Source organism: Citrobacter sp. 21OH12SH02A-Citro, assembly GCF_027919895.1.
GTDB lineage: Bacteria > Pseudomonadota > Gammaproteobacteria > Enterobacterales > Enterobacteriaceae > Citrobacter > Citrobacter braakii.
This window is the reverse complement of record NZ_CP114801.1, coordinates 3344235-3367089: the sequence shown is the minus strand read 5'-3', so window position 1 is coordinate 3367089 and position 22855 is coordinate 3344235. Positions and strand designations below refer to the sequence as shown.

Genomic DNA, 22855 nt, shown 5'->3' with positions numbered 1-22855 from the left:
TCAACCATCAATAAAAACATCGGCCAGCGATTTATGACAGAGCAAAAGGGAAAGCCCCTCTAGTTCCGCCCACACTGACTGACCATAGTCTTGTTTAAGCGTAATTTCCGTACGCGTTAAAAGCGTAACAGCCTGACGCAGTTGCGCCGGGTTCAGCCGGTTTAACGCATCTCCCATCATGCCCCGGCGATTTTGCCACACCCGGTGTTTATCAAACAACGTGCGCAAAGGCGTATGGGCCGACTGCCGTTTTAAGTTAACCAGCAACAGCAACTCACGCTGGATCGTACGCAGCAAAATAACCGGCTCGCTACCTTCCAGGCGTAGCTGCTGCAGAATGTGCAGCGCGCGTTTGCTTTTGCCCATTAGCAGCGCATCTACCCAGTGGAATGGGGTAAAGTGCGCGGCATCGTTAACCGCTTTCTCCACGCGAGGCAGCGTTAGTTTGCCGTCAGGCCAAAGCAACGCTAATCGTTCCAGCGCTTGCGCCAGTGCTAACAAATTACCTTCATAGCAATAGCACAAAAGCTGATTGGCTGCGTCATCCAGTTGCAGGTTGTTAAGTTTCGCCCTGGCGGCAACCCAGCGAGGAAGCTGTGCTTGTTCCGGCGTCTGGCAGCTTACCTGAACCGCGTTATTTGCAAGCCCCGTATACCATGCGGCGTTTTCCTGTGCCCTGGTGAGTTTGTTGCCGCGAACCATCAGTAGCAGATCGTCATGTAACAGAGTGACGAGTGACGCGAGCTGTTCATTAATGGCGGCATTAGGGCCATTTTCAGGCAACTGCAGAAGCAGAGTTTGACGGCTGGCAAACAGGCTCATCGCCTGGCAGAGTGAAAAAATCTCTCCCCAGTCGGTGCTGTTGTCCAGAGTGAAGGCGTGGTGTTCTTCGAATCCTTGTGTTGCGGCAGCCTGACGGATGGCACCCTGGCTTTCCTGCAATAAGAGGGGATCGTTGCCCAAGAGTAAATACGCCGCGCGCAGCCCTTCATTGAGCTGTGCGCGGAGTTGTTCAGGGTACAACTTGAGCATCAGTTACCCAGCGTGGTGGAGACACGCGCCGGAGATGACGCAGGCGCTGCGGTTTTATTCACCGCAGGCTCAGCATCAGCATTGGATGACTGAGTATCGGCCAGATGTACGCTTGGCAGCTTACGAATCAACTGTTCAGCCGCTTTGTCATACATCTCTTTTATGATCATGTCCTGCTCGTTATCCTTCGCCAGTGCAGCCTGTGGGTTGTCAAAGAACGAACGATAAACTTTGGCGCTGATTGGGTAAATATCATGACCTGGAATCAGCACAGTAGCACTTACGGACATCACCATCTGGTATTCAGCCGTTTGACCGTTCTGGAATACCGATGCCGTATCTTGCGAAAGGCTGACCGCACCCAGACGTAAGGACGTCACATCTTTACGCATGGTACCGTCTTCAAGCAGCGTAACGCCGTTCAGACGCAGCTGATTACGCACCGCGCGGCTTAACGGGCCGTTCGGATCGCCAGAGTTCAGGATCATGGTTTTCATTGAGGGTGGAACCTGCGTAGTACTACGCAGATGCCAGCCACACCCGGCGGTGACAAGCACCGCCAGCGATAACAACAATGTTGTCAGAAGTCGCACGCTTCCTCCCGCGCTTAGCCAACGACCAGATTGAGGAGTTTACCCGGTACATAAATCACTTTACGTACGGTAACGCCATCAAGATATTTTGCCACCAGATGCTCCTGGCCAGCACGTTCACGAACCTGCTCTTCAGTGGCGTTTACCGGAACGGTGATTTTGCCACGTACTTTGCCGTTTACCTGAACCACAACCAGCGTTGAGTCTTCAACCATTGCTGCTTCGTCCGCCACCGGCCACGGCGCGTTGTCGATATCGCCTTCGCCTTTCAGCGCCTGCCACAGGGTGAAGCAAACGTGTGGGGTGAACGGGTTAAGCATGCGTACAACAGCCAGCAACGCTTCCTGCATCAGGGCTCTGTCCTGCTCGTCTGCCTGCGGTGCTTTCGCCAGCTTGTTCATCAGCTCCATAATCGCCGCAATCGCGGTGTTAAAGGTCTGACGACGACCGATATCATCGGTGACTTTAGCAATGGTTTTATGCACGTCGCGACGCAGCGCTTTTTGATCTTCGCTCAACACATCAACGTTCAGGGCAGCAACATCTCCCTGGGACGTATGTTCGTAAACCAGTTTCCAGACACGTTTCAGGAAGCGGTTCGCCCCTTCAACGCCGGACTCCTGCCATTCCAGCGTCATATCAGCCGGAGAAGCGAACATCATGAACAGACGTACGGTGTCGGCGCCGTAGCGTTCAACCATGACCTGCGGGTCGATACCGTTATTTTTCGACTTGGACATCTTGCTCATGCCGGTATACACCAGTTCATGGCCTTCTGCGTCCTTAGCCTTGACGATACGACCTTTTTCGTCACGCTCAACGATGGCATCAACCGGAGAAACCCAGTTACGTTCGCCGTTGGCGCCAACGTAGTAGAACGCATCGGCCAGAACCATCCCCTGACACAGCAGCTGTTTAGCTGGTTCATCAGAGTTGACCATGCCTGCGTCGCGCATCAGTTTGTGGAAGAAGCGGAAGTAGAGCAGGTGCATGATGGCGTGTTCAATACCGCCAATGTAGATATCAACTGGCAGCCAGTAGTTCGCCGCGTCGGAATCCAGCATACCTTCCTGATACTGCGGGCAGGTGTAGCGCGCGTAGTACCAGGACGACTCCATAAAGGTATCGAAGGTGTCAGTTTCACGCAGCGCAGGCATACCGTTAACGGTGGTTTTCGCCCACTCCGGATCGGCTTTGATTGGGCTGGTAATGCCGTCCATGACTACGTCTTCCGGCAAAATAACCGGCAGTTGGTCTTCTGGCGTTGGCAGGACGGTACCGTCTTCCAGCGTCACCATCGGAATCGGCGCGCCCCAGTAACGCTGACGGGAAACACCCCAGTCACGCAGACGATAGTTAACTTTACGCTCACCCACGCCTTTAGCTACCAGCTTGTCAGCAATAGCGTTGAAGGCCGCTTCGAAGTCGAGGCCGTCAAACTCACCGGAGTTAAACAGCACGCCTTTTTCGGTCAGCGCTTGTTCAGACAGATCCGGCTCTGCGCCTTCAGCAGTCAGAATTACCGGCTTGATGGTCAGGCCATATTTGGTCGCAAATTCGTAATCGCGCTGATCGTGACCCGGAACGGCCATAACTGCGCCTGTACCGTATTCCATCAGCACGAAGTTTGCCGCCCAAACCGGGATCTCTTCGCCAGTCAGCGGGTGAACGGCTTTGAAACCAGTGTCGACGCCTTTCTTCTCCATGGTCGCCATTTCGGCTTCAGCAACCTTGGTGTTGCGGCATTCGTCAATGAAGGCAGCCAGTTCTGGGTTATTTTCAGCGGCTTTCTGCGCCAGCGGATGACCTGCAGCAACGGCCAGGTAGGTCGCACCCATAAAGGTGTCCGGGCGTGTGGTGTAGACGGTCAGCGTGTTGTCGTAACCGTTCACATCGAAGGTGATTTCCACGCCTTCAGAGCGGCCAATCCAGTTGCGCTGCATCGTTTTCACGGTGTCAGGCCAGTGATCCAGATTATCCAGGTCGCGCAGCAGTTCGTCAGCGTAAGCGGTGATTTTGATGAACCACTGCGGGATCTCTTTACGCTCAACTTTGGTATCGCAACGCCAGCAGCAGCCGTCGATAACCTGTTCGTTCGCCAGTACGGTCTGGTCGTTTGGGCACCAGTTAACGGCAGACGTTTTCTTGTACACCAGCCCTTTTTTGTACAGCTCGGTGAAGAACTTCTGTTCCCAGCGGTAGTATTCCGGGGTGCAGGTCGCCAGCTCACGGCTCCAGTCGTAACCGAAACCCAGCATTTTGAGCTGGTTTTTCATGTATGCAATGTTGTCATACGTCCACGGTGCCGGGGCGGTGTTGTTTTTAACCGCAGCGCCTTCGGCAGGCAGGCCGAACGCATCCCAGCCAATTGGCTGAAGTACGTTTTTGCCCAGCATACGCTGATAGCGAGCGATCACGTCACCGATGGTGTAGTTACGTACGTGGCCCATGTGTAGTCGACCAGAAGGATAGGGAAGCATAGACAGGCAGTAATACTTCTCTTTGCTCTCGTCTTCGGTAACTTCAAATGTGCGCTTCTCATCCCAGTGAAGCTGTACTTTGGATTCTATCTCTTCCGGGCGGTATTGCTCTTGCATGGCAGCCAGTGGTCCTGTTTTCAATACAGCTACAAACGTAGCTCTAGATGTGGTGTTTTAGATCCGCATAGCATAGCCCAAACGCCCGCGCCAAAACAGCCTTTCGCGCATTCAACGTTGAATTCCCGTAAGGATAATTCTTGCACGAATTTACACACTCTGTGGACAGTCTTGCAAAGCGTAGCGTAAATAACGTCTATTATTATAGACAGTTAACGACCCAGGAGGCGAAGCGATGAACAAGGTTGCTCAATATTACCGTGAACTGGTGGCTTCACTGAGTGAACGCCTGCGTAATGGCGAACGCGATATTGATGCGTTGGTGGAACAGGCGCGTCAGCGCGTTATGCAGACCGGGGAGTTAACGCGCACCGAGGTGGAAGAGCTCACCCGGGCCGTCAGACGCGACCTGGAAGAGTTTGCTCTGAGCTATGAAGAAAGCCTCGATGAGGAGACCGACAGCGTCTTTATGCGGGTTATCAAAGAGAGTATCTGGCAGGAACTGGCCGATATTACCGATAAAACGCAGCTCGAATGGCGCGAAGTGTTCCAGGACCTCAGCCATCACGGGGTTTATCACAGCGGCGAGGTGGTCGGGTTGGGCAACCTGGTGTGCGAGAAGTGCCACTTCCATTTAGCGGTGTACACTCCTGATGTGCTGCCGCTATGCCCGAAATGCGGACACGATCAGTTCCAGCGTCGACCGTTTGAGCCGTGATTTTCACCTGAGAGCCGCTAACGCGGCTCTGTGAGGGATTGCGAATGTGTTACGCCACAACGCGTTGATTCCAGGCATCCGTATAGATGATATTTCCATCGCAATGCTTCCATGTGATGCTTTCATAGCGTAGTAGAATGGTTTCAAGATGTGTCCCGGTTGAAGCTCCAGGATAAAGATCTGCGGTAATGGATGTGATTTTCACATTGTTTAGAATGATATTAAAATACTCCTTTTCCATATAAATATATAATATTGGGTTATTTGAATTTTTCGAATTTTTCTGTAATGAACGGATAAAACCAAAAAATAGCAATAATACTGATGAGCATTAGCTTCCACCAGTATTCAGGAAATAAATATAACCGAGCACGGCAAAAACTATCAAGATTGCTGGGAGTACAAGGTTATATAGTACAACTGATATTAGACTCTTAAACATCGAATCTTTCCATGATTTCGTCGGCAAGCTGATCGAGGTTAGAATAGACACCATCATGAACTTTCTGAATTATTTCTGAAAGAGCTGGCTCAACGAAGTAATAGAGCATCTCCAGCTTTGCTTGGTAAAGAATCCAATAATAACTTGGATCTATTGCTTTCTGTGCCCGGGCTGCCATAGCTGTTTTTTGCTGAAACCCATAGACCTGCAGAAGATAAACGCCAACTGGCATTTTACCAGCCAGTTTTCGCGCAACGGCTTTTGACAGAAACGCTGACTGTGCAATAGCTTCCGCCATAGCTGAGGCTACAGTAAACCGTGTACATCGTATTTGTGAATCCATTCTCAATATATATAGATAACTGCCTGTCATTCTGAAATCTTACCCTGAGATAATCTGAAGCATTCATTCAATGTTCCTCTGATTTGTTGTGCCGGATGTTGCATGATACATTAATCTGCTGGGGGATTTATTCAGTATTACCTGACAAATTAATGAAGTAACGCAGTATTCACGTTCGCTATTAGCTAACAGTAAAATCGCTATGATTCAACATAGCGATCTTACTCAATGATAAATTTCAGGCGTAAAATTTCAGACGCTCCGCTAGCAAATCGACAAACCCCTGGCGATCCACGTCCACCATTACGGTGGCGTTTGGCTTATTGCCGCTCAGGAAGTAGTAGTCAACCACGGTCATTCCCTGGGTGTATTTGCCCTGAGTTTCCACACCAACCCAGCGTTCAACGGTGGTAAACAGTTCAGGTTTCAGCAGCCAGGCAATGGTGCATGGATCGTGCAGCGGCGCGCCAATAAATCCCCATTTTTCATCTTTGTGATATTCAAAGAAGAAGTCGAGTAGCTCAGCAACGATTGTCGAAATGGGATTGCCGATAGCGCGGAACCGTTCGGTATCTTCACGATGTATTTGCGCTTTATGCGTGACATCCAGTCCAGCCATCACCATCGGAATGCCCGACTGGAACACGATCTCAGCGGCTTCTGGATCCACGAAGATGTTGAACTCGGCGGCGGGCGTCCAGTTTCCGAGGCCCATTGCACCACCCATGATCACGATACGGGCGATTTTGGGGTGCAGTTCAGGATGGCTATTCAGTAGCAATGCCACGTTAGTTTGCGGCCCGGTGGAGACAATCGTCACCGGTTCCTGACTGTTACGCAGGGTTTTCGCCATCAATTCCACGGCGGTGCAGTCCTGTGGAGCAAAAGCGGGTTCAGGCAGAGCCGGGCCATCAAGCCCGCTCTCACCGTGGACGTTATCGGCAATTATCAGGTCGCGCATCAGCGGTTTGACTGCGCCACCGGCCACTGGGATATCCGTACGGTTGAGCAACGTTAACATACGCAATACGTTACGCAGCGTTTTGTCGGGGGTCTGGTTACCGGCAGAGGAGGTTATCGCTTTCACATCCAGTTCAGGTGAAGCGAGGGCGAGAACAATTGCGATAGCGTCGTCATGACCTGGATCGCAATCAAACAGGATAGGAAGTGCCATTGTTGCTCCTTGTAAGTGGGACTTTGTGACAAGGTTAACGCTGGGCTGTGCCTGTTTCGAGAAGTGAAGAGATAAATCGTGAGGTGGCGCGCACATGGAGGTGCGCGCCAGCAAAATTAGTGCAGGATTTTCGCGAGGAAGTCTTTGGCACGGTCTGATTTTGGATTAGCGAAGAACTCTTCTTTCGGTGAGTCTTCAACAATCTTCCCTTCATCCATGAAGATCACCCGGTTCGCCACTTTACGCGCAAAGCCCATTTCGTGGGTAACCACCATCATGGTCATCCCTTCATTGGCCAGTTCAACCATGACGTCCAGTACTTCGTTGATCATTTCTGGGTCGAGTGCTGACGTCGGTTCGTCAAACAGCATAGCGATAGGATCCATGCACAGCGCTCGGGCGATGGCGACACGCTGTTGCTGGCCCCCGGAGAGCTGAGCTGGAAACTTCTCGGCATGCGCTGACAGACCAACGCGTTCCAGTAACTTTTGCGCTTTGTCGCGGGCCGGCTTTTTATCGCGTTTAAGCACTTTTACCTGCGCCAGAGTCAGGTTCTCAATAATCGACAGATGCGGGAACAGTTCAAAGTGCTGGAACACCATGCCAACGCGAGAGCGCAGTTTGGCCAGATCGGTCTTTTTATCATTCACCACGGTACCATCAACGGTGATGACGCCCTGTTGTACCGGCTCCAGCCCGTTCACCGTTTTGATAAGCGTTGATTTACCTGAACCTGACGGGCCGCAGACCACCACCACTTCACCTTTTTTCACTTCCGTGGAGCAGTCGGTCAGCACCTGAAAGTGACCATACCATTTAGAAACATTTTTCAGGGTAATCATTAAACTGTCCTTTTCTTCAAATAGCTGACCAACAACGATGCGCTCAGACTGAATACAAAATAAACGGCGCCAGCAAACAGGATCATTTCAACCTGCGTGCCGTCACGCTCACCAATGGTGGAGGCGGTACGGAAGAAGTCTGCCAGACTCAATACATAGACCAGCGAGGTATCCTGGAAGAGTACGATGCCCTGGGTAAGCAGCAGCGGCACCATCGCGCGAAATGCCTGCGGCAGAATGATGAGCTTCATCGACTGCCAATGGGTCATCCCCAGCGCCAGCGCGGCACTGGACTGCCCGCGAGAAATACTCTGGATACCGGCGCGGATAATCTCGGAATAGTACGCGGCTTCAAACATCGAAAATGCGACCATCGCTGAGATCAGGCGAATATCGGTTTTTGGCGACAGACCCAGCACGTTTTGCAGGAAGCCGGGCACAATCAGGTAGAACCACAGCAGCACCATCACCAGCGGAATGGAGCGGAATACGTTGACGTAGCCCTTCGCAAACCAGGCAATTGGCGCGAAGCTGGACAGACGCATTACTGCAAGGATGGTCCCCCAGACGATACCAATGACGACTGCCGTGACGGTGATTTTCAGCGTGATGATCAGCCCATCCAGCAGATACGGCAGGGAAGGGACGATAGAACTCCAGTCAAATTCGTACATTATTTGCCTCCCAAATTGCCAGGCAGGCGGATTTTGCGTTCGACGAGATTCATCACCAGCATGATGACGGCGTTAATCAGTACGTAGGCCAGAGTGATGGCCGTAAACGATTCCCATGCGTGGGCGGAGTAATCCAGTAGTTTACCCGCTTGCGCAGCCATATCGACCAGGCCGATAGTGGAGGCGATCGCGGAGTTCTTTACCAGGTTCATCATCTCTGAGGTCATTGGCGGAACAATCACGCGGTAAGCGTTTGGCAGCAGAACATAGCGGTAGGCCTGCGGCAACGTCAGTCCCATCGCCAGCGCGGCATTTTTCTGTCCGCGAGGCAGAGACTGAATAGCGGCACGAACCTGTTCGCAGACGCGCGCAGCGGTAAACAGCCCCAGACAAAGCATGGATGAGAGGAAGAACTGAATGTTGGGATCCAGTTCTGACTTAAACCACATCCCGATGTTTTCCGGCAGCAGTTCAGGAATGACCAGATACCAGGTAAAAAACTGGACGATGAGCGGAACGTTACGAAACAGCTCGACGTACAGCGTGCCGATCCCGGAAAGGAAACGATTTGGTACGGTACGTAAGATGCCGAATAAAGAGCCGATGAGGAAAGCGATAACCCAGGCGGTGATAGATAACGCGACAGTGACCTGGAAACCACTCCAGAGCCAGCCGAGATAGGTGGTGTTGCCGAACGGGGCTTGTTGTAAAAAAATACCCCAGTTCCAGTCTATAGACATAAATCTACTCCAGAAAAAAAAGGGTAGCAGCGCTACCCCCGAAGATTGTTATTCAGCGTTTTGCGGTTTTCAGGCCTGATGGGGAACGACCATCAGGCTTATAGTCTGTCCGTGCTGAGTAGCAATCGAGAGGGAGGGGAAGCCTCCCTGATTACACTTCATCCTTCAAGATATCTCGTTGTTGGCTGCCTTTATTCATCCCGGTTACTTACTCATGTAAGCGCCCGGGAATTCGCTCAGTTGCCGCCTCGATATAACTTGAAAGGTTTTGTGTACTCTTCTAATTAATTAGTTAAGCGCTTTATCATTCGGTTCTTTGAACAGGGCTTTCATCTCGTCTGATAGTTCGAAATTCATGTTCAGGTTCTTCGGTGGAATTGGATTTTTAAACCACTTATCAAACCATTTCTCAGCTTCGCCTGAGGTCTGCGCCTTGGCGATAGTGTCATCCATCAGCTTTTTGAACTGAGGGTCATCTTTACGCAGCATGCAGCCGTAAGCTTCCTGAGACTGCGGCTTGCCGACGATCTCCCAGTTGTCTGGTTTCTTCGCCTTCGCGCGCTCGCCAGCCAGCAGGGCGTCATCCATCATAAAGGCAACGGCGCGGCCGCTTTCCAGAGTACGGAAAGAGTCACCGTGGTCTTTCGCGCTGATGATGCGCATATCCATTTTTTGCTCTTCATTCAGCTTGTGCAGCAGCACCTCTGAGGTGGTACCCGAAGTCACGACTACGGCTTTACCTTTCAGATCGGCGAAATCTTTGACGTCGCCGCCTTTTTTCGCCAGCAGACGAGTACCGACAACGAAAATGGTGTCAGAGAAAGCCGCTTGTTTTTGGCGCTCGACGTTGTTGGTGGTGGAGCCACATTCAAAGTCGAAGGTGCCGTTTTGCAGCAGCGGGATACGGTTTTGTGAAGTAATCGGGATCAGTTTCACCTGCAGGTCAGGCTTGTTCAGCTTTTTCTTCACGGCTTCAACGATCGCGTTGGAGTAATCCTGTGAATAACCGACCACTTTTTGCTGGTTATCGTAGTAAGAAAACGGTACCGATGATTCACGGTGGCCGACCACAATCACGCCGTTTTTGGCGATCTTGTCCAGCGTGCTGCCTGCCGCTGGTGCTGCGTCTTCTGCGTGCGCCAGACCGGCGGACATTCCCATGACCAGCATGGCAGTGGCGAGCTTACGTAATTGCATATCCAACTCCTTTATCGTCTGCGCCAGGGACGCATTGATACCCATTGTGATGTTGTTATTGTTTGCTACTAAAACGTGCAGTCTTGTATATGTTTGTTAACATTTAGTTTGGATGAATGTAAAGAATTTGCTGTTTTATTGTTTATTTTTGCGAGGTGCGCCGCACCATTTGGGGGCAAAAATATCTTGTTGCACTTTTCAGGTGCTACCGGCGCTCAACGTTGGTGCGACCAGGTTGCACATTCAGCCAAAACTGCATTTGTCTTGTAGAACAAAGCAATAGACGTGCCAGAATGGGGAGCGGGAAATGTTTTGTGGGCCGGATAAGCGAAACGTTATCCGGCCAGGAAAGGAAGGTTACTTACGACGTTGGCGCAGGTTCATTACCACTGCACCAAAGCCAAACAGCGCGGTCAGCAGCCAGAGCGGCCAGTTACCGGTACGGGCATAAGGGGTTAAGCCCGTTGTTGGCGTCACGCTGGTGGTCAGGACCTGGCGGGTAAACTGCGGGATCATCGCCTGAATCTCACCCTGTGGACCAATCACCGCCGTAATACCGTTGTTGGTGCTACGCAGCAGAGGGCGCGCCAGCTCGAGGGAACGCATACGCGCCATCTGGAAGTGCTGCCACGGGCCGATGGATTTACCAAACCAGGCATCGTTGGAAATCGTCAGCAGGTAGTCCGTATCCGGGCGGAAATTATCCCGTACCTGTTCGCCAAGAATGATTTCATAGCAGATGGCAGCCGTCAGCTTAAAGCCGTGCGCATGCAGCTGTGGCTGCACATAAGGCCCACGGCTGAAAGACGACATTGGCAGGTCAAAGAACGGCGCTAACGGGCGTAGGATCGATTCCAACGGGACGAACTCGCCAAACGGTACCAGATGGTTTTTGTTATAGCGGTTGCTGGAATCGTAACTGTACGGGCTGTCTTTACCCAGCGTGATGATGGTGTTGTAGGTGTCGTAACGATTCTGCTTGTTCAGCCGTGCGTCAACGATACCGGTAATCAGCGTGCTGTCTTTCGATCTCAGCAGGTCATCCATCATGCCCAGGAAACGCTGCTGATTAATTTCCAGGTCCGGGATAGCGGATTCTGGCCAGATGATCAGCTGTGATTTGCCCATCTCAGGCTGGGTGGCGTCGAGATAAATCTTCAGGGTGTTGAGTAACTGACCTTCATCCCATTTGAGCGACTGCGGAATGTCACCCTGCACCATTGAGACCTGAGTGGTTTTTTCCGGCTCAAGCGTGTACCACTGGATATAGCGCAGCGGAAAGGGCAGAGCAAAGAGCACTAGCGCGGCAATCAGCGGTTTCCAGTTACGCGTCACCAGCGCCAGCGCCAGCAGGCCGCTAACCACCATCAGCAGGAAGTTAATCGCCTCAACGCCCATCACCGGAGCCAGCCCTTTTAACGGACCGTCGATCTGACTGTAGCCGAACTGTAGCCACGGGAAGCCGGTCAGTACCCAGCCGCGCAGGAATTCGGTTATTTGCCAGACGACCGGCGCGGCAATCGCCACGCGTATCCAGGTGGTTTTCGGCCACAGACGCGCCAACACGCCGGCAAACAGGCCGGTGTAGAGGGAAAGGTATGCGGCAAGCAGAACCACGAGGAACACATTAATGGGGCCCGGCATGCCGCCAAACTGCGCGATGCTGACGTAAACCCAGTTGATGCCGGAGCCAAACAGCCCCAATCCCCAGAAGTAGCCGATTGCGGCAGACTGGAGCGGACGGCGATTGAAGGTAAGAGCCTGCAAGCCCATCAGCGAAACGATCGCAGCGGGCCAGATGTCATACGGAGAGAAAGCCAGCGTCCCGCAGGCACCGAATAATAACGCCAGCAGCAGGCGAATGCGCTGGCGTTCAATTAATGGGGCAAATGCCATGTAGTCTTAGATCCAGTTTCGGGTTTATTCGTCCAGTTTGGGCTGGGGTGAGTCGTCCGGAATTCTGACATGAACCTGAATAATACGACGGCTGTCGGCCATTGCCACTTTGAACTGGTAACCATCAATGTCGATAGTCTCCCCGCGCGCGGGCAGATGACCAAAGGCCTGCATGACCAGCCCGCCGATGGTATCTACTTCTTCGTCGCTAAAATGGGTACCGAAAGCGTCGTTGAAGTCTTCGATCGGCGCCAGAGCGCGAATGGTCCAGGTGTGGCGACTAAGCTGACGGAAATCGATATCGTCTTCTTCGTCGTACTCATCTTCAATTTCACCCACGATCAGTTCAAGGATGTCCTCAATGGTCACCAGACCTGAGACACCGCCGAATTCGTCGATGACGATAGCCATATGATAACGCTGGGAGCGGAACTCTTTCAGCATGCGGTCAACTCGCTTGCTTTCAGGTACGACAACCGCCTGGCGTAACACTTTCTCCATGCAGAAGGCTTCGGCATCGCTGCGCATAAACGGCAGCAGATCTTTGGCCATCAGAATCCCTTCAATGTGATCTTTGTCTTCGCTGATCACCGGGAAACGCGAGTGGGCAGACTCGATAATGACATCGAGACATTCGTCCAGGGTCTGGTTGCGTTTCAGGGTAATCATCTGAGAGCGAGGGATCATGATGTCGCGCACGCGTTGGTCCGCAATATCCATCACCCCTTCGAGCATATCGCGCGTATCTTCATCGATAAGGTCGTTTTGCCCGGAATCACGGATCAGCTCCAACAGTTCGTCGCGGTTTTTTGGTTCACCGTGGAAAAGTTGGCTCAGTAACAGGGAGAAAAATCCCTTTTTGCTGTTTAAGGTGTCACTACTGTGTGAATTGTCGTCGCTCATGGCGTCGTATGGGTACTCATGTTAGTTAATACAAAGCTCGTCATGCGTATATTCAGCTGTTGACGGCATGTTTCTTCATCGTACTTCAAACCAGGTAAGCCGGATAAGGCGCAATACCTGATGGCGGCTGCGCCTTATCAGGCTTACAAGATTTCGAAATGCTTATTCTTTCTCGGCAATGTACGGATCCTCATAGCCCAGAGCAAGCATAATCTCTGTTTCTAGGGATTCCATCTCTTCCGCTTCATCGTCTTCGATATGGTCGTAACCGAGTAAATGCAGGCTACCGTGCACCACCATATGCGCCCAGTGGGCCTCAAGCGGTTTGCCTTGTTCCTGCGCTTCTTTCTCGACTACCTGACGGCAGATGATCAAATCGCCCAGCAGCGGCATTTCAATGCCCGGCGGGGCTTCAAACGGGAAAGAGAGTACGTTAGTTGATTTATCTTTCCCGCGATAGGTCAGGTTCAGCTCGTGGCTTTCCGCGTCATCGACCAGACGAATGGTAACTTCAGACTCTTCCTGAAACTGTGGGATCACCGCATCCAGCCAACCCTGAAACTGACTTTCTGTTGGTAAACCGGATTCGTCTTCACATGCCAGCTGTAAATCGAGAATAACCTGACTCATTTTTGTTCCTGCTCCTGAGCTTCGCGCTTGCGTTCTGCAGCCAGCTCGGCTTTGCGTTTCTGTTCTGCTTCTTCCCAGGCTTCATACGCCGTGACGATACGGGCGACCACCGGGTGGCGAACCACGTCTTCGCTATGGAAGAAATTAAAACTAATTTCGTCGACTTCAGCCAGTACTTCAATGGCATGACGCAGACCGGATTTGGTGCTTCGCGGCAGGTCAATCTGAGTGATATCGCCGGTGATAACCGCTTTGGAGTTAAAGCCGATACGGGTCAGGAACATTTTCATCTGTTCGATGGTGGTGTTCTGGCTCTCATCAAGAATGATGAACGCATCGTTTAACGTACGACCACGCATGTAGGCCAGCGGCGCAACTTCAATGACGTTACGCTCAATCAGCTTTTCGACCTTCTCAAACCCGAGCATTTCGAACAGTGCGTCATACAGCGGTCGTAAGTAGGGATCGACTTTCTGGCTGAGGTCACCCGGCAGGAAGCCGAGTTTTTCGCCCGCTTCCACTGCCGGACGGGTCAGCAGGATTCGACGGATCTCCTGACGCTCAAGCGCATCGACCGCAGCGGCAACCGCAAGATACGTTTTACCCGTACCCGCAGGGCCAACGCCAAAGGTGATGTCGTGGTCGAGGATATTCGCAATGTATTGTGCCTGGTTCGGCGTACGCGGCTTAATTACCCCGCGCTTGGTTTTGATGTTCACCGCTTTGCCAAATTCCGGCACGCTGTCTGCGCTTTGCTCAAGCACTCGCGCTTCTTTAATTGCCAGATGAATTTGTTCAGGCTCAATGTCCTGCGTCTGACCGCGCATTGGGGCAGTATCGACGTACAGGCTACGTAAAATATCTGCCGCCGCGGTGACGCAAATTGGGCGACCGGTCAGCTTAAAGTGGTTATCACGGCGGTTAATTTCGATGCCGAGGCGACGTTCCAGCTGCTTGATGTTGTCATCAAATGGGCCGCAAAGGCTCAACAGGCGGGCATTGTCTGCGGGTTCAAGGGTGATTTCGCGAGTGTCTATGTTCAAACTGTTCCTCTTTTGCATGTCTTGCCGGACGCTGAACATTTACCGGCATCTAAGGAAATTATTCACGCCATGGGGGAAAGGCGCAAGCATTGCGATAAATATGGGGATGATGAGGTAGATTACAAGGCCCGCCGGGGCAGCGAGCCCAGAAGAGTAAGCCCGACAAGCGTAGCGCCATCGGGCATTGAAGATTAAGGCTGATAAATACCGACGCCCAGATCGTTTTCTTTGCGGGTACGCGCAATAACTGACTCAGGGGATTCAGCGATGCGCAGACCCATTTCGTCTTCGGTGCGCACCACTTTACCGCGCAGGGAGTTCGTCCAGACATCGGTAATTTCTACATCCACGAACTTACCGACCATTTCCGGGTTGCCTTCAAAGTTCACCACTCGGTTATTTTCGGTTCGGCCAGACAGTTCCATGATGCTTTTACGCGATGTGCCTTCAACCAGAATGCGCTGGGTCGTGCCGACCATGCGACGGCTCCAGGCCATGGCTTGCTGGTTAATACGCTCTTGCAGAATATACAGGCGCTGTTTTTTCTCTTCTTCCGGCACGTCGTCAACCATATCGGCGGCAGGGGTGCCAGGACGCGCAGAGAAGATAAAGCTGTAGCTCATGTCAAAATTGACGTCTGCAATCAACTTCATGGTCTGCTCGAAATCCTGCGTGGTTTCGCCTGGGAAGCCAACGATGAAGTCGGAGCTAATCTGGATATCCGGACGCGCTGCGCGCAGTTTGCGGATGATCGCTTTATATTCCAGCGCGGTATGGGTGCGTCCCATCAGGTTCAGTACGCGATCTGAACCGCTCTGTACCGGCAGGTGCAGGAAGCTCACCAGTTCTGGCGTGTCACGATACACTTCAATGATATCATCGGTGAATTCGATCGGATGGCTGGTGGTGAAGCGGATACGGTCAATGCCATCGATCGCCGCGACCAGCCGCAGCAGATCGGCAAAAGATCCGATCGTGCCGTCGTAGTTTTCACCACGCCAGGCGTTCACGTTTTGTCCCAGCAGGTTCACTTCACGCACGCCTTGCGCCGCAAGCTGGGCGATTTCAAACAGGATATCGTCCGCCGGACGGCTTACTTCCTCACCGCGGGTGTATGGCACCACGCAGTAAGTACAATATTTATTACAACCTTCCATGATTGACACGAAAGCGCTTGGACCTTCAGCACGCGGTTCCGGTAGGCGGTCGAATTTTTCGATCTCCGGGAAACTGATATCAACCACCGGGCTACGGGTGGTGCTTCCACGCACTTTGTTGATCATTTCCGGCAGACGATGCAGGGTTTGCGGCCCAAAAATAATATCGACATAGTGCGCGCGTTGGCGAATATGGTCGCCTTCCTGAGACGCAACACAGCCACCGACACCGATGATCAGCTTGGGGTTTTTCTCTTTTAACAGCTTCCAGCGGCCCAACTGATGGAAGACTTTTTCCTGAGCCTTCTCACGGATAGAGCAGGTATTCAGCAGCAGCACATCCGCTTCTTCGGCCACGTCGGTCAGTTGATACCCATGGGTGGCATCCAGCAGATCGGCCATCTTCGATGAATCGTATTCGTTCATCTGACAGCCCCAGGTTTTAATATGGAGTTTTTTGGTCATCGACTTGCTCTTGCGAAATTGTGGCTGAAATGCAGGGCGCATAGTGTACTGCTTTGGCGCGGTTGTGACCAGTATGACGGATGTCAGCCTCAAGGGGTAAAAAATCCTGTAAACTTACACAATACATGTAACAGGATAATTGACCATGACAAATCAACCAACGGAAATTGCCATTGTCGGCGGGGGGATGGTCGGCGGCGCGCTGGCGCTAGGACTGGCGCAGCATGGATTTACGGTAACGGTCATTGAACATGCCGTTCCCGCGCCGTTTGTGGCTGACGGACAGCCAGATGTCAGAATTTCGGCCATCAGCTCCGCCTCCGTGTCGTTGCTAAAAGGGCTGGGCGTCTGGGATACGGTTCAGGGGATGCGCAGCCATCCTTACCGTCGTCTGGAAACGTGGGAATGGGAAAATGCCCATGTGATGTTTGATGCCGCCGAGCTTAAGCTGCCCTTGCTGGGCTATATGGTGGAAAACACGGTCCTGCAACAGGCGCTCTGGCAGGCTCTGGACGTTCACCCCAAAGTCACGCTGCGCGTGCCTGCGTCGCTGATCTCTCTGCATCAACATAACGATCGGCATGAGCTTGAGCTGGCTGGTGGCGAAAAAATCAGCGCGAAGCTGGTCATCGGCACCGATGGCGCAAATTCTCAGGTGCGGAAAATGGCCGGGATTGGTATCCATGCCTGGCAGTATGCGCAGTCCTGTATGTTGATAACCGTGCAGTGCGAGAATTCGCCGGGAGACAGCACCTGGCAGCAATTCACCCCTGACGGTCCGCGCGCATTTTTACCGCTGTTTGATAACTGGGCCTCGCTGGTGTGGTACGACTCACCGGCGCGTATCCGTCAGTTGCAAGGTTTGAATATGTCGCAACTGCAGGCGGAGATCGCCAAACATTTCCCATCGCGACTCGGTAACGTTACGCCTGTGGCAGCGGGAGCATTCCCGCTAACGCGCCGTCACGCGCTGCAATATGTGCAGCCAGGACTGGCGCTGGTGGGTGACGCCGCGCATACCATTCATCCGCTGGCGGGGCAGGGCGTTAATTTGGGGTTCCGTGATGTGGATGCGCTGATTGACGTGCTGGTGAATGCGCGCAGCTACGGTGAGTCCTGGGCAAGCCAGCCGGTGCTGAAGCGCTATCAGAACCGTCGTATGACTGACAATTTCATCATGCAAAGCGGCATGGATCTGTTCTACGCAGGATTTAGCAACAACCTGCAGCCGCTGCGTATCATGCGTAATCTTGGGCTAATGGCCGCAGAGCGCGCCGGCGTGCTGAAACGCCAGGCACTCAAGTACGCGTTAGGATTGTAATTCAGACAGGCCTACAGAGAACGTTGTAGGCCTGGTAAGCGTAGTGCCATCAGATAATAAATGCAGAAAAGCAAAAAGCTCGACGAAGCGAGCTTTTTTAATATGGCTGGGGTACGAGGATTCGAACCTCGGAATGCTGGTATCAGAAACCAGAGCCTTACCGCTTGGCGATACCCCAACGGGTGCATCCACAGAATGGACGGCTTTTTGAAATTGGCTGGGGTACGAGGATTCGAACCTCGGAATGCTGGTATCAGAAACCAGAGCCTTACCGCTTGGCGATACCCCAACAATTTTTTGGATTTACCGAACGAGTCGATACGTCCTTAATATGGTGGCTACGACGGGATTCGAACCTGTGACCCCATCATTATGAGTGATGTGCTCTAACCAGCTGAGCTACGTAGCCAGATATTATCATATTCTTCGATGGCTGGGGTACCTGGATTCGAACCAGGGAATGCCGGTATCAAAAACCGGTGCCTTACCGCTTGGCGATACCCCAATGACCGTTGCGGTGAACCGCTACATCGAAGAAAAAATGGCTGGGGTACCTGGATTCGAACCAGGGAATGCCGGTATCAAAAACCGGTGCCTTACCGCTTGGCGATACCCCATCCGTGCAACGCTTACGGGTGAATGGTGCGGGAGGCGAGACTTGAACTCGCACACCTTGCGGCGCCAGAACCTAAATCTGGTGCGTCTACCAATTTCGCCACTCCCGCAAAAAAGATGGTGGCTACGACGGGATTCGAACCTGTGACCCCATCATTATGAGTGATGTGCTCTAACCAGCTGAGCTACGTAGCCATCTTTTTTTCGCGTAACCTTATCGGCGTTGCGGGGCGCATTATGCGTATTGAGCCTTGAAGCGTCAACCCCTTTTTCATTGAAAATAGCTGGAATGTGACTGTTTGGTTAGGTTGCGAACAGCATGGCGCAATATTCGGCAATTATTAGTTATTAATTGTTTTTCTGCACAGAAAATAGACATAAAAAAGAGCCCTGCAGGGCCCTTTTCTAAGGATTAACTTATTTATAAGCGGACTGATGTACGCCAACCGCACGACCAGAAGGATCGTTCATGGTTTTAAACGCCTCATCCCATTCGATTGCTTTGGCAGAAGAACAGGCAACAGACGGCCCGCCAGGCACACATTCCGCAGCGCTCGCAACCGGGAACAGCTCTTCGAAAATCTCACGGTACAAATACGCTTCTTTAGATGATGGCGTGTTGTAAGGGAAACGGAAGCTGGCGGTTTCCAGTTGTTGGTCAGAAACTTGCTCAGCGGCCACCTCTTTCAGCGTATCAATCCAGCTGTAACCGACACCATCGGAGAACTGCTCTTTCTGGCGCCATGCAACGCTTGCTGGCAGGTAGGATTCAAAACATTCACGCAGAACATGTTTTTCCATTTTGCCGTTGCCGCACATTTTGTCCTGCGGGTTGATGCGCATCGCCACATCAAGGAATTTCTTATCCAGGAAGGGCACGCGAGCTTCCACTCCCCAGGCCGACATAGCTTTGTTGGCACGGGCACAGTCGAACATATGCAGCGCCTGCAGCTTACGCACGGTCTCTTCGTGCAGCTCTTTTGCATCTGGTGCTTTGTGGAAATAGAGATAGCCGCCAAATACTTCGTCAGAACCTTCGCCCGACAGCACCATTTTAATGCCCATAGCTTTAATTTTACGCGACATTAAGTACATCGGGGTCGAGGCGCGAATCGTCGTAACATCGTAAGTTTCGATGTGATAAATCACGTCGCGGATAGCATCCAAACCTTCCTGCACGGTGAAGTGGATCTCATGGTGTACAGTACCCAGATGGTTCGCCACCTCTTGCGCGGCTTTCAGGTCCGGAGCGCCTTCCAGGCCTACGGCGAAGGAGTGCAACTGCGGCCACCAGGCTTCGCTACGCTCCTGATCTTCAACACGACGCGCGGCGTATTTTTTGGTGATTGCGGAAATGACGGATGAATCCAGACCGCCGGACAGCAATACACCATAAGGAACATCTGACATCAGGTGGCTTTTCACTGCATCTTCCAGTGCCTGACGCAACTCGTTTTTATCGGTAACGTTGTCTTTTACCGCATCGTATTCAAACCAGTCGCGCTGGTAGTACTGACGAATTTCGCCGTCTTTACTCCATAAATAGCTACCGGCTGGGAATTCTTTGATCGTGCGACACACGGGAACCAGAGCTTTCATTTCAGACGCAACGTAGAAGTTACCGTGCTCGTCGTAACCCATATACAGCGGGATGATCCCGATATGATCGCGACCGATCAGATAAGCGTCCTGCTCGCTGTCGTACAGAGCAAAAGCAAACATGCCTTGCAGGTCATCCAGAAACTCTGGGCCTTTTTCCTGATACAGAGCAAGGATAACTTCGCAGTCGGAACCGGTCTGGAACTGATAGCGATCGCCATATTCAGCGCGCAGTGCCTGATGGTTATAAATTTCACCGTTAACCGCCAGGATATGCGTTTTCTTCACGTTGTACAGCGGCTGAGCACCGGCGTTGACGTCGACGATGGACAGACGTTCGTGCGCCAGAATGGCGTTATCACTGGCGTAAATACCCGACCAGTCCGGGCCGCGATGGCGCATCAGACGAGACAATTCCAGGGCTTTTTTACGCAGTTCAACTGCGTCAGTTTTAATATCGAATACGCCAAAAATAGAACACATAACCTTCTCCGTTAACCTGTTGCGTGATGCTTTTTATGTTTGCTTGATAAAGAAAATGCCGCAAACCTGGAGAGGGCGCAAGTGAATTACGGGTCAGAAAATAAAAAACGCAATGGTCATTGTGGATTGGTGAAAAAAGATTACGGAATAGACGGGTTTATTAATGAATCGATAATTTTATGGCGGTTTTATTAAATGGAAGGATTTCTTCTGGCCGGATATGACGCGGGGGCGTCTTATCCGGCTTACGCATCAAATCACATCAATTTCCGCAACGGACGGGTAAATCCAGCTTGGTCTGAACGGCATGCTGTCAATGTCGTCGAGCGTCGAAACGCCAGACAATACCAGGATAGTTTCGAGACCCGCCTGGAAGCCCGCCAGAATATCGGTACGCAGGTTGTCGCCAACGATAACGGTCTCTTCCGAATGCGCCTGCATTTTGTTGAGCGCCGCGCGAATAATCCACGGGCTGGGTTTGCCCACATAAAACGGCTTGCGGCCAGAGATTTTTTCGATACCGGCGCACAGCGCACCACAGGCGGGATAAAAGCCGCGTCCGTGAGTATCCGGGTTTGTGGCGATGAAACGCGCGCCGTTGGCCACAAAATATGCTGCTTTATGCATCATGTCCCAGTTATAGGATCGCGTCTCGCCAACAATCACAAAATCGGGGTTCACGTCAGTAATAGTAAACCCGGCTTTATACAGCTCGTGAATTAACGCACCTTCACCTACCACGTAGGCCTTTTTCCCTTCCTGGCGGCGAAGAAAATCAGCGGTAGCCATGGCGGAAGTATAAAAGACGCTATCAGGGACATTCACACCCGCGGTGGCGAAGCGGTTTGCCAAATCCTGCCCGGTCTGTGAAGGATAGTTAGTCAGCAAAACTAACGGCAGGCCTTTTTCCAGGATCCCAGTCAGAAATTCTGCCGCACCCGGTACGGCAACATTGTCGTGCATCAGCACGCCGTCGATATCACAAATTACATTCTTAATGGCCATGGACAATCCGACATCAAAAAAAGAAGGCATTACTATACACAAAATACACTAAATCATTCGAGTTGCATCAAGGCGGCACAAGTCTGAGAACCCCGGGAGCTTACTGAAGTAAGTGACTGGGGTGAGCAGATGCAGCTAACGCAGAGGCTGCTTGGTATTAGCTTTCCAGCAAACGTTGCAGCAATGTACCGTTGAGCATCGCACGCTTCACCAGCGCAAAGGCGCCAATGGCTGAGCGGTGATCCAGCGTGGAACGAACCACCGGTAAATTGTGGCGAAACGCTTTCAACGCCTGCGTGTTGATACAGCTTTCTATAGCAGGCAGCAGCACTTTATCAGCTTCGGTAATTTCGCCCGCAATGACGATTTTTTGTGGGTTAAACAGGTTGATGGCGATGGCGATGGTTTTACCCAGGTGACGACCAACGTGCTCAATGACTTCTGATGCCAGGTTATCGCCTTTATTAGCCGCCTTACAGATGGCTTTAATGCCGCAATCATCCAGCGTGAGTCGGCTTGGATAACCCTGTTTCAATAAGTTCTGCACGCGGTGTTCAATAGAGGCATTGGCGGCAATTGTTTCCAGACAGCCGAAATTACCGCAGTGACAGCGCTCACCCAGCGGCTCTACCTGAATATGGCCAATCTCACCCACGTTGCCATTGCGACCAATAAAAATTCGGCCATTGGAGATGATTCCCGCCCCGGTTCCGCGGTGAACACGCACCAAAATGGAGTCTTCGCAATCCTGGCTTGCCCCGAAATAGTGCTCGGCCAGCGCCAGACTGCGAATATCGTGACCGACAAAGCAGGTGACCTTAAAGCGTTTTTCGAGTGCTTCGACCAGCCCCCAGTTTTCGACCTGAATGTGCGGCATATAGCGGATGACGCCGCTTTCAGGATCAACCAGGCCTGGCAGAATGACGGAAATCGCAACCAGCTCGCGGATTTTCCGCTGGCAGTTCTCAATAAAGGTGGCAATGGTGTTGAGCAGCGCATACTCCAGCGTTTCCTGGGTGCGCTCCGGGAGGGGATAATGCTCTTCAGCGACCACTTTACTGCTCATATCATAGAGCGTGAGCGTAGTATCGTGGCGGCCTAAGCGAACGCCAATCGCGTGGAAATTGCGGGTTTCGGTGACGATAGAGATAGCGCGGCGGCCCCCGGTGGAGGCCTGCTGGTCGACTTCTTTGATCAGCCCGCGTTCGATCAATTGACGCGTAATTTTCGTTACGCTGGCGGGGGCAAGCTGGCTTTGCTCGGCAATTTGAATTCGCGAGATTGGCCCATGCTGGTCAATCAGGCGATAAACCGCCGCGCTGTTAAGCTGTTTTACGAGATCAACATTACCTATTTGAGCTTGTCCGCCTGGTGTCATTCTTTCTC

Annotated in this window: 19 protein-coding genes, 7 tRNA genes and 1 pseudogene; 2 read left to right on the top strand and 25 right to left on the bottom strand. The window is 52.2% G+C overall.

Annotated features, from left to right (window positions below; translation table 11 throughout):
- From holA to leuS, 3 genes are read right to left on the bottom strand one after another with little or no spacing between them, the layout of a single operon-like run.
- Positions 1 to 1032 (bottom strand): DNA polymerase III subunit delta, encoded by a 1032-nt coding sequence (gene holA / locus O6D90_RS16415; protein ID WP_016155969.1) that lies wholly within the window; start codon positions 1030 to 1032, stop codon positions 1 to 3.
- Positions 1032 to 1625 carry an LPS assembly lipoprotein LptE gene (lptE, locus tag O6D90_RS16410; protein ID WP_016152238.1) on the bottom strand — a complete coding sequence of 198 codons (594 nt, stop codon included), beginning with the start codon at positions 1623 to 1625 and terminating at the stop codon, positions 1032 to 1034. Before lptE ends, holA begins: the two co-directional genes overlap by 1 nt.
- 14 nt (positions 1626 to 1639) lie before the next feature.
- Positions 1640 to 4222, bottom strand: a complete 2583-nt coding sequence (gene leuS, locus O6D90_RS16405; RefSeq protein WP_016155970.1) for a leucine--tRNA ligase — start codon at positions 4220 to 4222, stop codon at positions 1640 to 1642.
- 235 nt (positions 4223 to 4457) lie between these two features.
- On the opposite strand from leuS, the gene O6D90_RS16400 reads away from it, so the two are divergent.
- Positions 4458 to 4940: a zinc ribbon-containing protein gene (locus tag O6D90_RS16400; RefSeq protein ID WP_003022748.1), complete on the top strand. Its 483-nt coding sequence runs from the start codon at positions 4458 to 4460 to the stop codon at positions 4938 to 4940.
- Between the two features lie 49 nt (positions 4941 to 4989).
- On the opposite strand, the pseudogene O6D90_RS16395 reads toward O6D90_RS16400, so the two are convergent.
- The 12 genes and pseudogenes from O6D90_RS16395 to miaB form a co-directional block, all read right to left on the bottom strand.
- Positions 4990 to 5181, bottom strand: a pseudogene (locus O6D90_RS16395) (type VI secretion system tube protein Hcp); the annotation flags it as partial.
- Positions 5182 to 5374: 193 nt separating this feature from the next.
- Positions 5375 to 5680: a hypothetical protein gene (locus O6D90_RS16390; RefSeq protein WP_016155971.1), complete on the bottom strand. Its 306-nt coding sequence runs from the start codon at positions 5678 to 5680 to the stop codon at positions 5375 to 5377.
- Positions 5681 to 5963: 283 nt separating this feature from the next.
- The gene (rihA, locus tag O6D90_RS16385; RefSeq protein ID WP_016155972.1) at positions 5964 to 6899 is read right to left on the bottom strand and encodes a pyrimidine-specific ribonucleoside hydrolase RihA; all 936 of its coding nucleotides are present in this window, start codon (positions 6897 to 6899) and stop codon (positions 5964 to 5966) included.
- Positions 6900 to 7015: 116 nt separating this feature from the next.
- Positions 7016 to 7741 (bottom strand): glutamate/aspartate ABC transporter ATP-binding protein GltL, encoded by a 726-nt coding sequence (gene gltL, locus O6D90_RS16380; RefSeq protein WP_003022754.1) that lies wholly within the window; start codon positions 7739 to 7741, stop codon positions 7016 to 7018.
- Positions 7741 to 8415, bottom strand: a complete 675-nt coding sequence (gene gltK / locus O6D90_RS16375; RefSeq protein WP_003022757.1) for a glutamate/aspartate ABC transporter permease GltK — start codon at positions 8413 to 8415, stop codon at positions 7741 to 7743. The genes gltL and gltK overlap by 1 nt, the downstream gene beginning before the upstream one ends.
- Positions 8415 to 9155, bottom strand: coding sequence for a glutamate/aspartate ABC transporter permease GltJ (gltJ, locus tag O6D90_RS16370; protein ID WP_016152241.1), 741 nt, complete (start codon positions 9153 to 9155; stop codon positions 8415 to 8417). Before gltJ ends, gltK begins: the two co-directional genes overlap by 1 nt.
- 288 nt (positions 9156 to 9443) lie before the next feature.
- Entirely contained in the window at positions 9444 to 10352 is a 909-nt protein-coding gene (gltI, locus tag O6D90_RS16365) for a glutamate/aspartate ABC transporter substrate-binding protein GltI (protein WP_016152242.1), read from the bottom strand.
- A gap of 357 nt (positions 10353 to 10709) precedes the next feature.
- On the bottom strand, positions 10710 to 12248 hold the full coding sequence (gene lnt / locus O6D90_RS16360; RefSeq protein ID WP_016155973.1) for an apolipoprotein N-acyltransferase: 1539 nt from the start codon (positions 12246 to 12248) through the stop codon (positions 10710 to 10712).
- Between the two features lie 24 nt (positions 12249 to 12272).
- A complete protein-coding gene (gene corC / locus O6D90_RS16355; protein ID WP_016155974.1) occupies positions 12273 to 13151 on the bottom strand; it encodes a CNNM family magnesium/cobalt transport protein CorC in 879 nt (292 codons plus the stop codon).
- A gap of 162 nt (positions 13152 to 13313) precedes the next feature.
- Positions 13314 to 13781, bottom strand: a complete 468-nt coding sequence (gene ybeY, locus O6D90_RS16350; protein ID WP_003835559.1) for an rRNA maturation RNase YbeY — start codon at positions 13779 to 13781, stop codon at positions 13314 to 13316.
- Positions 13778 to 14824, bottom strand: a complete 1047-nt coding sequence (locus O6D90_RS16345; protein ID WP_019076268.1) for a PhoH family protein — start codon at positions 14822 to 14824, stop codon at positions 13778 to 13780. Before O6D90_RS16345 ends, ybeY begins: the two co-directional genes overlap by 4 nt.
- Before the next feature lie 191 nt (positions 14825 to 15015).
- Positions 15016 to 16446, bottom strand: coding sequence for a tRNA (N6-isopentenyl adenosine(37)-C2)-methylthiotransferase MiaB (gene miaB / locus O6D90_RS16340; RefSeq protein ID WP_016152245.1), 1431 nt, complete (start codon positions 16444 to 16446; stop codon positions 15016 to 15018).
- Positions 16447 to 16591: 145 nt separating this feature from the next.
- Between miaB and ubiF the strand changes: the two genes are divergently transcribed.
- The gene (gene ubiF, locus O6D90_RS16335; RefSeq protein WP_016155975.1) at positions 16592 to 17767 is read left to right on the top strand and encodes a 3-demethoxyubiquinol 3-hydroxylase; all 1176 of its coding nucleotides are present in this window, start codon (positions 16592 to 16594) and stop codon (positions 17765 to 17767) included.
- Between the two features lie 103 nt (positions 17768 to 17870).
- On the opposite strand, the gene O6D90_RS16330 is transcribed toward ubiF, so the two are convergent.
- The 10 genes from O6D90_RS16330 to nagC form a co-directional block, all read right to left on the bottom strand.
- Positions 17871 to 17945, bottom strand: a tRNA-Gln gene (locus O6D90_RS16330).
- A 36-nt stretch (positions 17946 to 17981) separates the two neighbouring features.
- Positions 17982 to 18056, bottom strand: a tRNA-Gln gene (locus O6D90_RS16325).
- Between the two features lie 43 nt (positions 18057 to 18099).
- Positions 18100 to 18176, bottom strand: a tRNA-Met gene (locus O6D90_RS16320).
- A gap of 21 nt (positions 18177 to 18197) precedes the next feature.
- Positions 18198 to 18272, bottom strand: a tRNA-Gln gene (locus tag O6D90_RS16315).
- Between the two features lie 37 nt (positions 18273 to 18309).
- Positions 18310 to 18384 (bottom strand) — tRNA-Gln (locus O6D90_RS16310).
- Positions 18385 to 18407: 23 nt separating this feature from the next.
- Positions 18408 to 18492: transfer RNA gene (locus O6D90_RS16305), tRNA-Leu, on the bottom strand.
- Between the two features lie 8 nt (positions 18493 to 18500).
- Positions 18501 to 18577 (bottom strand) — tRNA-Met (locus O6D90_RS16300).
- A 222-nt stretch (positions 18578 to 18799) separates the two neighbouring features.
- A complete protein-coding gene (gene asnB / locus O6D90_RS16295; RefSeq protein ID WP_003835552.1) occupies positions 18800 to 20464 on the bottom strand; it encodes an asparagine synthase B in 1665 nt (554 codons plus the stop codon).
- A gap of 252 nt (positions 20465 to 20716) precedes the next feature.
- On the bottom strand, positions 20717 to 21469 hold the full coding sequence (gene nagD, locus O6D90_RS16290) for a ribonucleotide monophosphatase NagD (RefSeq protein ID WP_005121413.1): 753 nt from the start codon (positions 21467 to 21469) through the stop codon (positions 20717 to 20719).
- A 157-nt stretch (positions 21470 to 21626) separates the two neighbouring features.
- Positions 21627 to 22847 (bottom strand): DNA-binding transcriptional regulator NagC, encoded by a 1221-nt coding sequence (gene nagC, locus O6D90_RS16285; RefSeq protein WP_016152247.1) that lies wholly within the window; start codon positions 22845 to 22847, stop codon positions 21627 to 21629.
- Between the last annotated feature and the right edge of the window lie 8 nt (positions 22848 to 22855).

What these genes read in the sequence shown, in the direction of transcription:
- gltJ (WP_016152241.1), bottom strand. Translation starts at nt 9,155, where the DNA reads ATGTCTATAGACTGGAACTGGGGTATTTTTTTACAACAAGCCCCGTTC.
- nagD (WP_005121413.1), bottom strand. Translation starts at nt 21,469, where the DNA reads ATGGCCATTAAGAATGTAATTTGTGATATCGACGGCGTGCTGATGCAC.
- gltL (WP_003022754.1), bottom strand. Translation starts at nt 7,741, where the DNA reads ATGATTACCCTGAAAAATGTTTCTAAATGGTATGGTCACTTTCAGGTG.
- ubiF (WP_016155975.1), top strand. Translation starts at nt 16,592, where the DNA reads ATGACAAATCAACCAACGGAAATTGCCATTGTCGGCGGGGGGATGGTC.
- miaB (WP_016152245.1), bottom strand. Translation starts at nt 16,446, where the DNA reads ATGACCAAAAAACTCCATATTAAAACCTGGGGCTGTCAGATGAACGAA.
- gltK (WP_003022757.1), bottom strand. Translation starts at nt 8,415, where the DNA reads ATGTACGAATTTGACTGGAGTTCTATCGTCCCTTCCCTGCCGTATCTG.
- rihA (WP_016155972.1), bottom strand. Translation starts at nt 6,899, where the DNA reads ATGGCACTTCCTATCCTGTTTGATTGCGATCCAGGTCATGACGACGCT.
- leuS (WP_016155970.1), bottom strand. Translation starts at nt 4,222, where the DNA reads ATGCAAGAGCAATACCGCCCGGAAGAGATAGAATCCAAAGTACAGCTT.
- ybeY (WP_003835559.1), bottom strand. Translation starts at nt 13,781, where the DNA reads ATGAGTCAGGTTATTCTCGATTTACAGCTGGCATGTGAAGACGAATCC.
- holA (WP_016155969.1), bottom strand. Translation starts at nt 1,032, where the DNA reads ATGCTCAAGTTGTACCCTGAACAACTCCGCGCACAGCTCAATGAAGGG.
- O6D90_RS16390 (WP_016155971.1), bottom strand. Translation starts at nt 5,680, where the DNA reads ATGGCGGAAGCTATTGCACAGTCAGCGTTTCTGTCAAAAGCCGTTGCG.
- asnB (WP_003835552.1), bottom strand. Translation starts at nt 20,464, where the DNA reads ATGTGTTCTATTTTTGGCGTATTCGATATTAAAACTGACGCAGTTGAA.
- corC (WP_016155974.1), bottom strand. Translation starts at nt 13,151, where the DNA reads ATGAGCGACGACAATTCACACAGTAGTGACACCTTAAACAGCAAAAAG.
- gltI (WP_016152242.1), bottom strand. Translation starts at nt 10,352, where the DNA reads ATGCAATTACGTAAGCTCGCCACTGCCATGCTGGTCATGGGAATGTCC.
- nagC (WP_016152247.1), bottom strand. Translation starts at nt 22,847, where the DNA reads ATGACACCAGGCGGACAAGCTCAAATAGGTAATGTTGATCTCGTAAAA.
- O6D90_RS16400 (WP_003022748.1), top strand. Translation starts at nt 4,458, where the DNA reads ATGAACAAGGTTGCTCAATATTACCGTGAACTGGTGGCTTCACTGAGT.
- lnt (WP_016155973.1), bottom strand. Translation starts at nt 12,248, where the DNA reads ATGGCATTTGCCCCATTAATTGAACGCCAGCGCATTCGCCTGCTGCTG.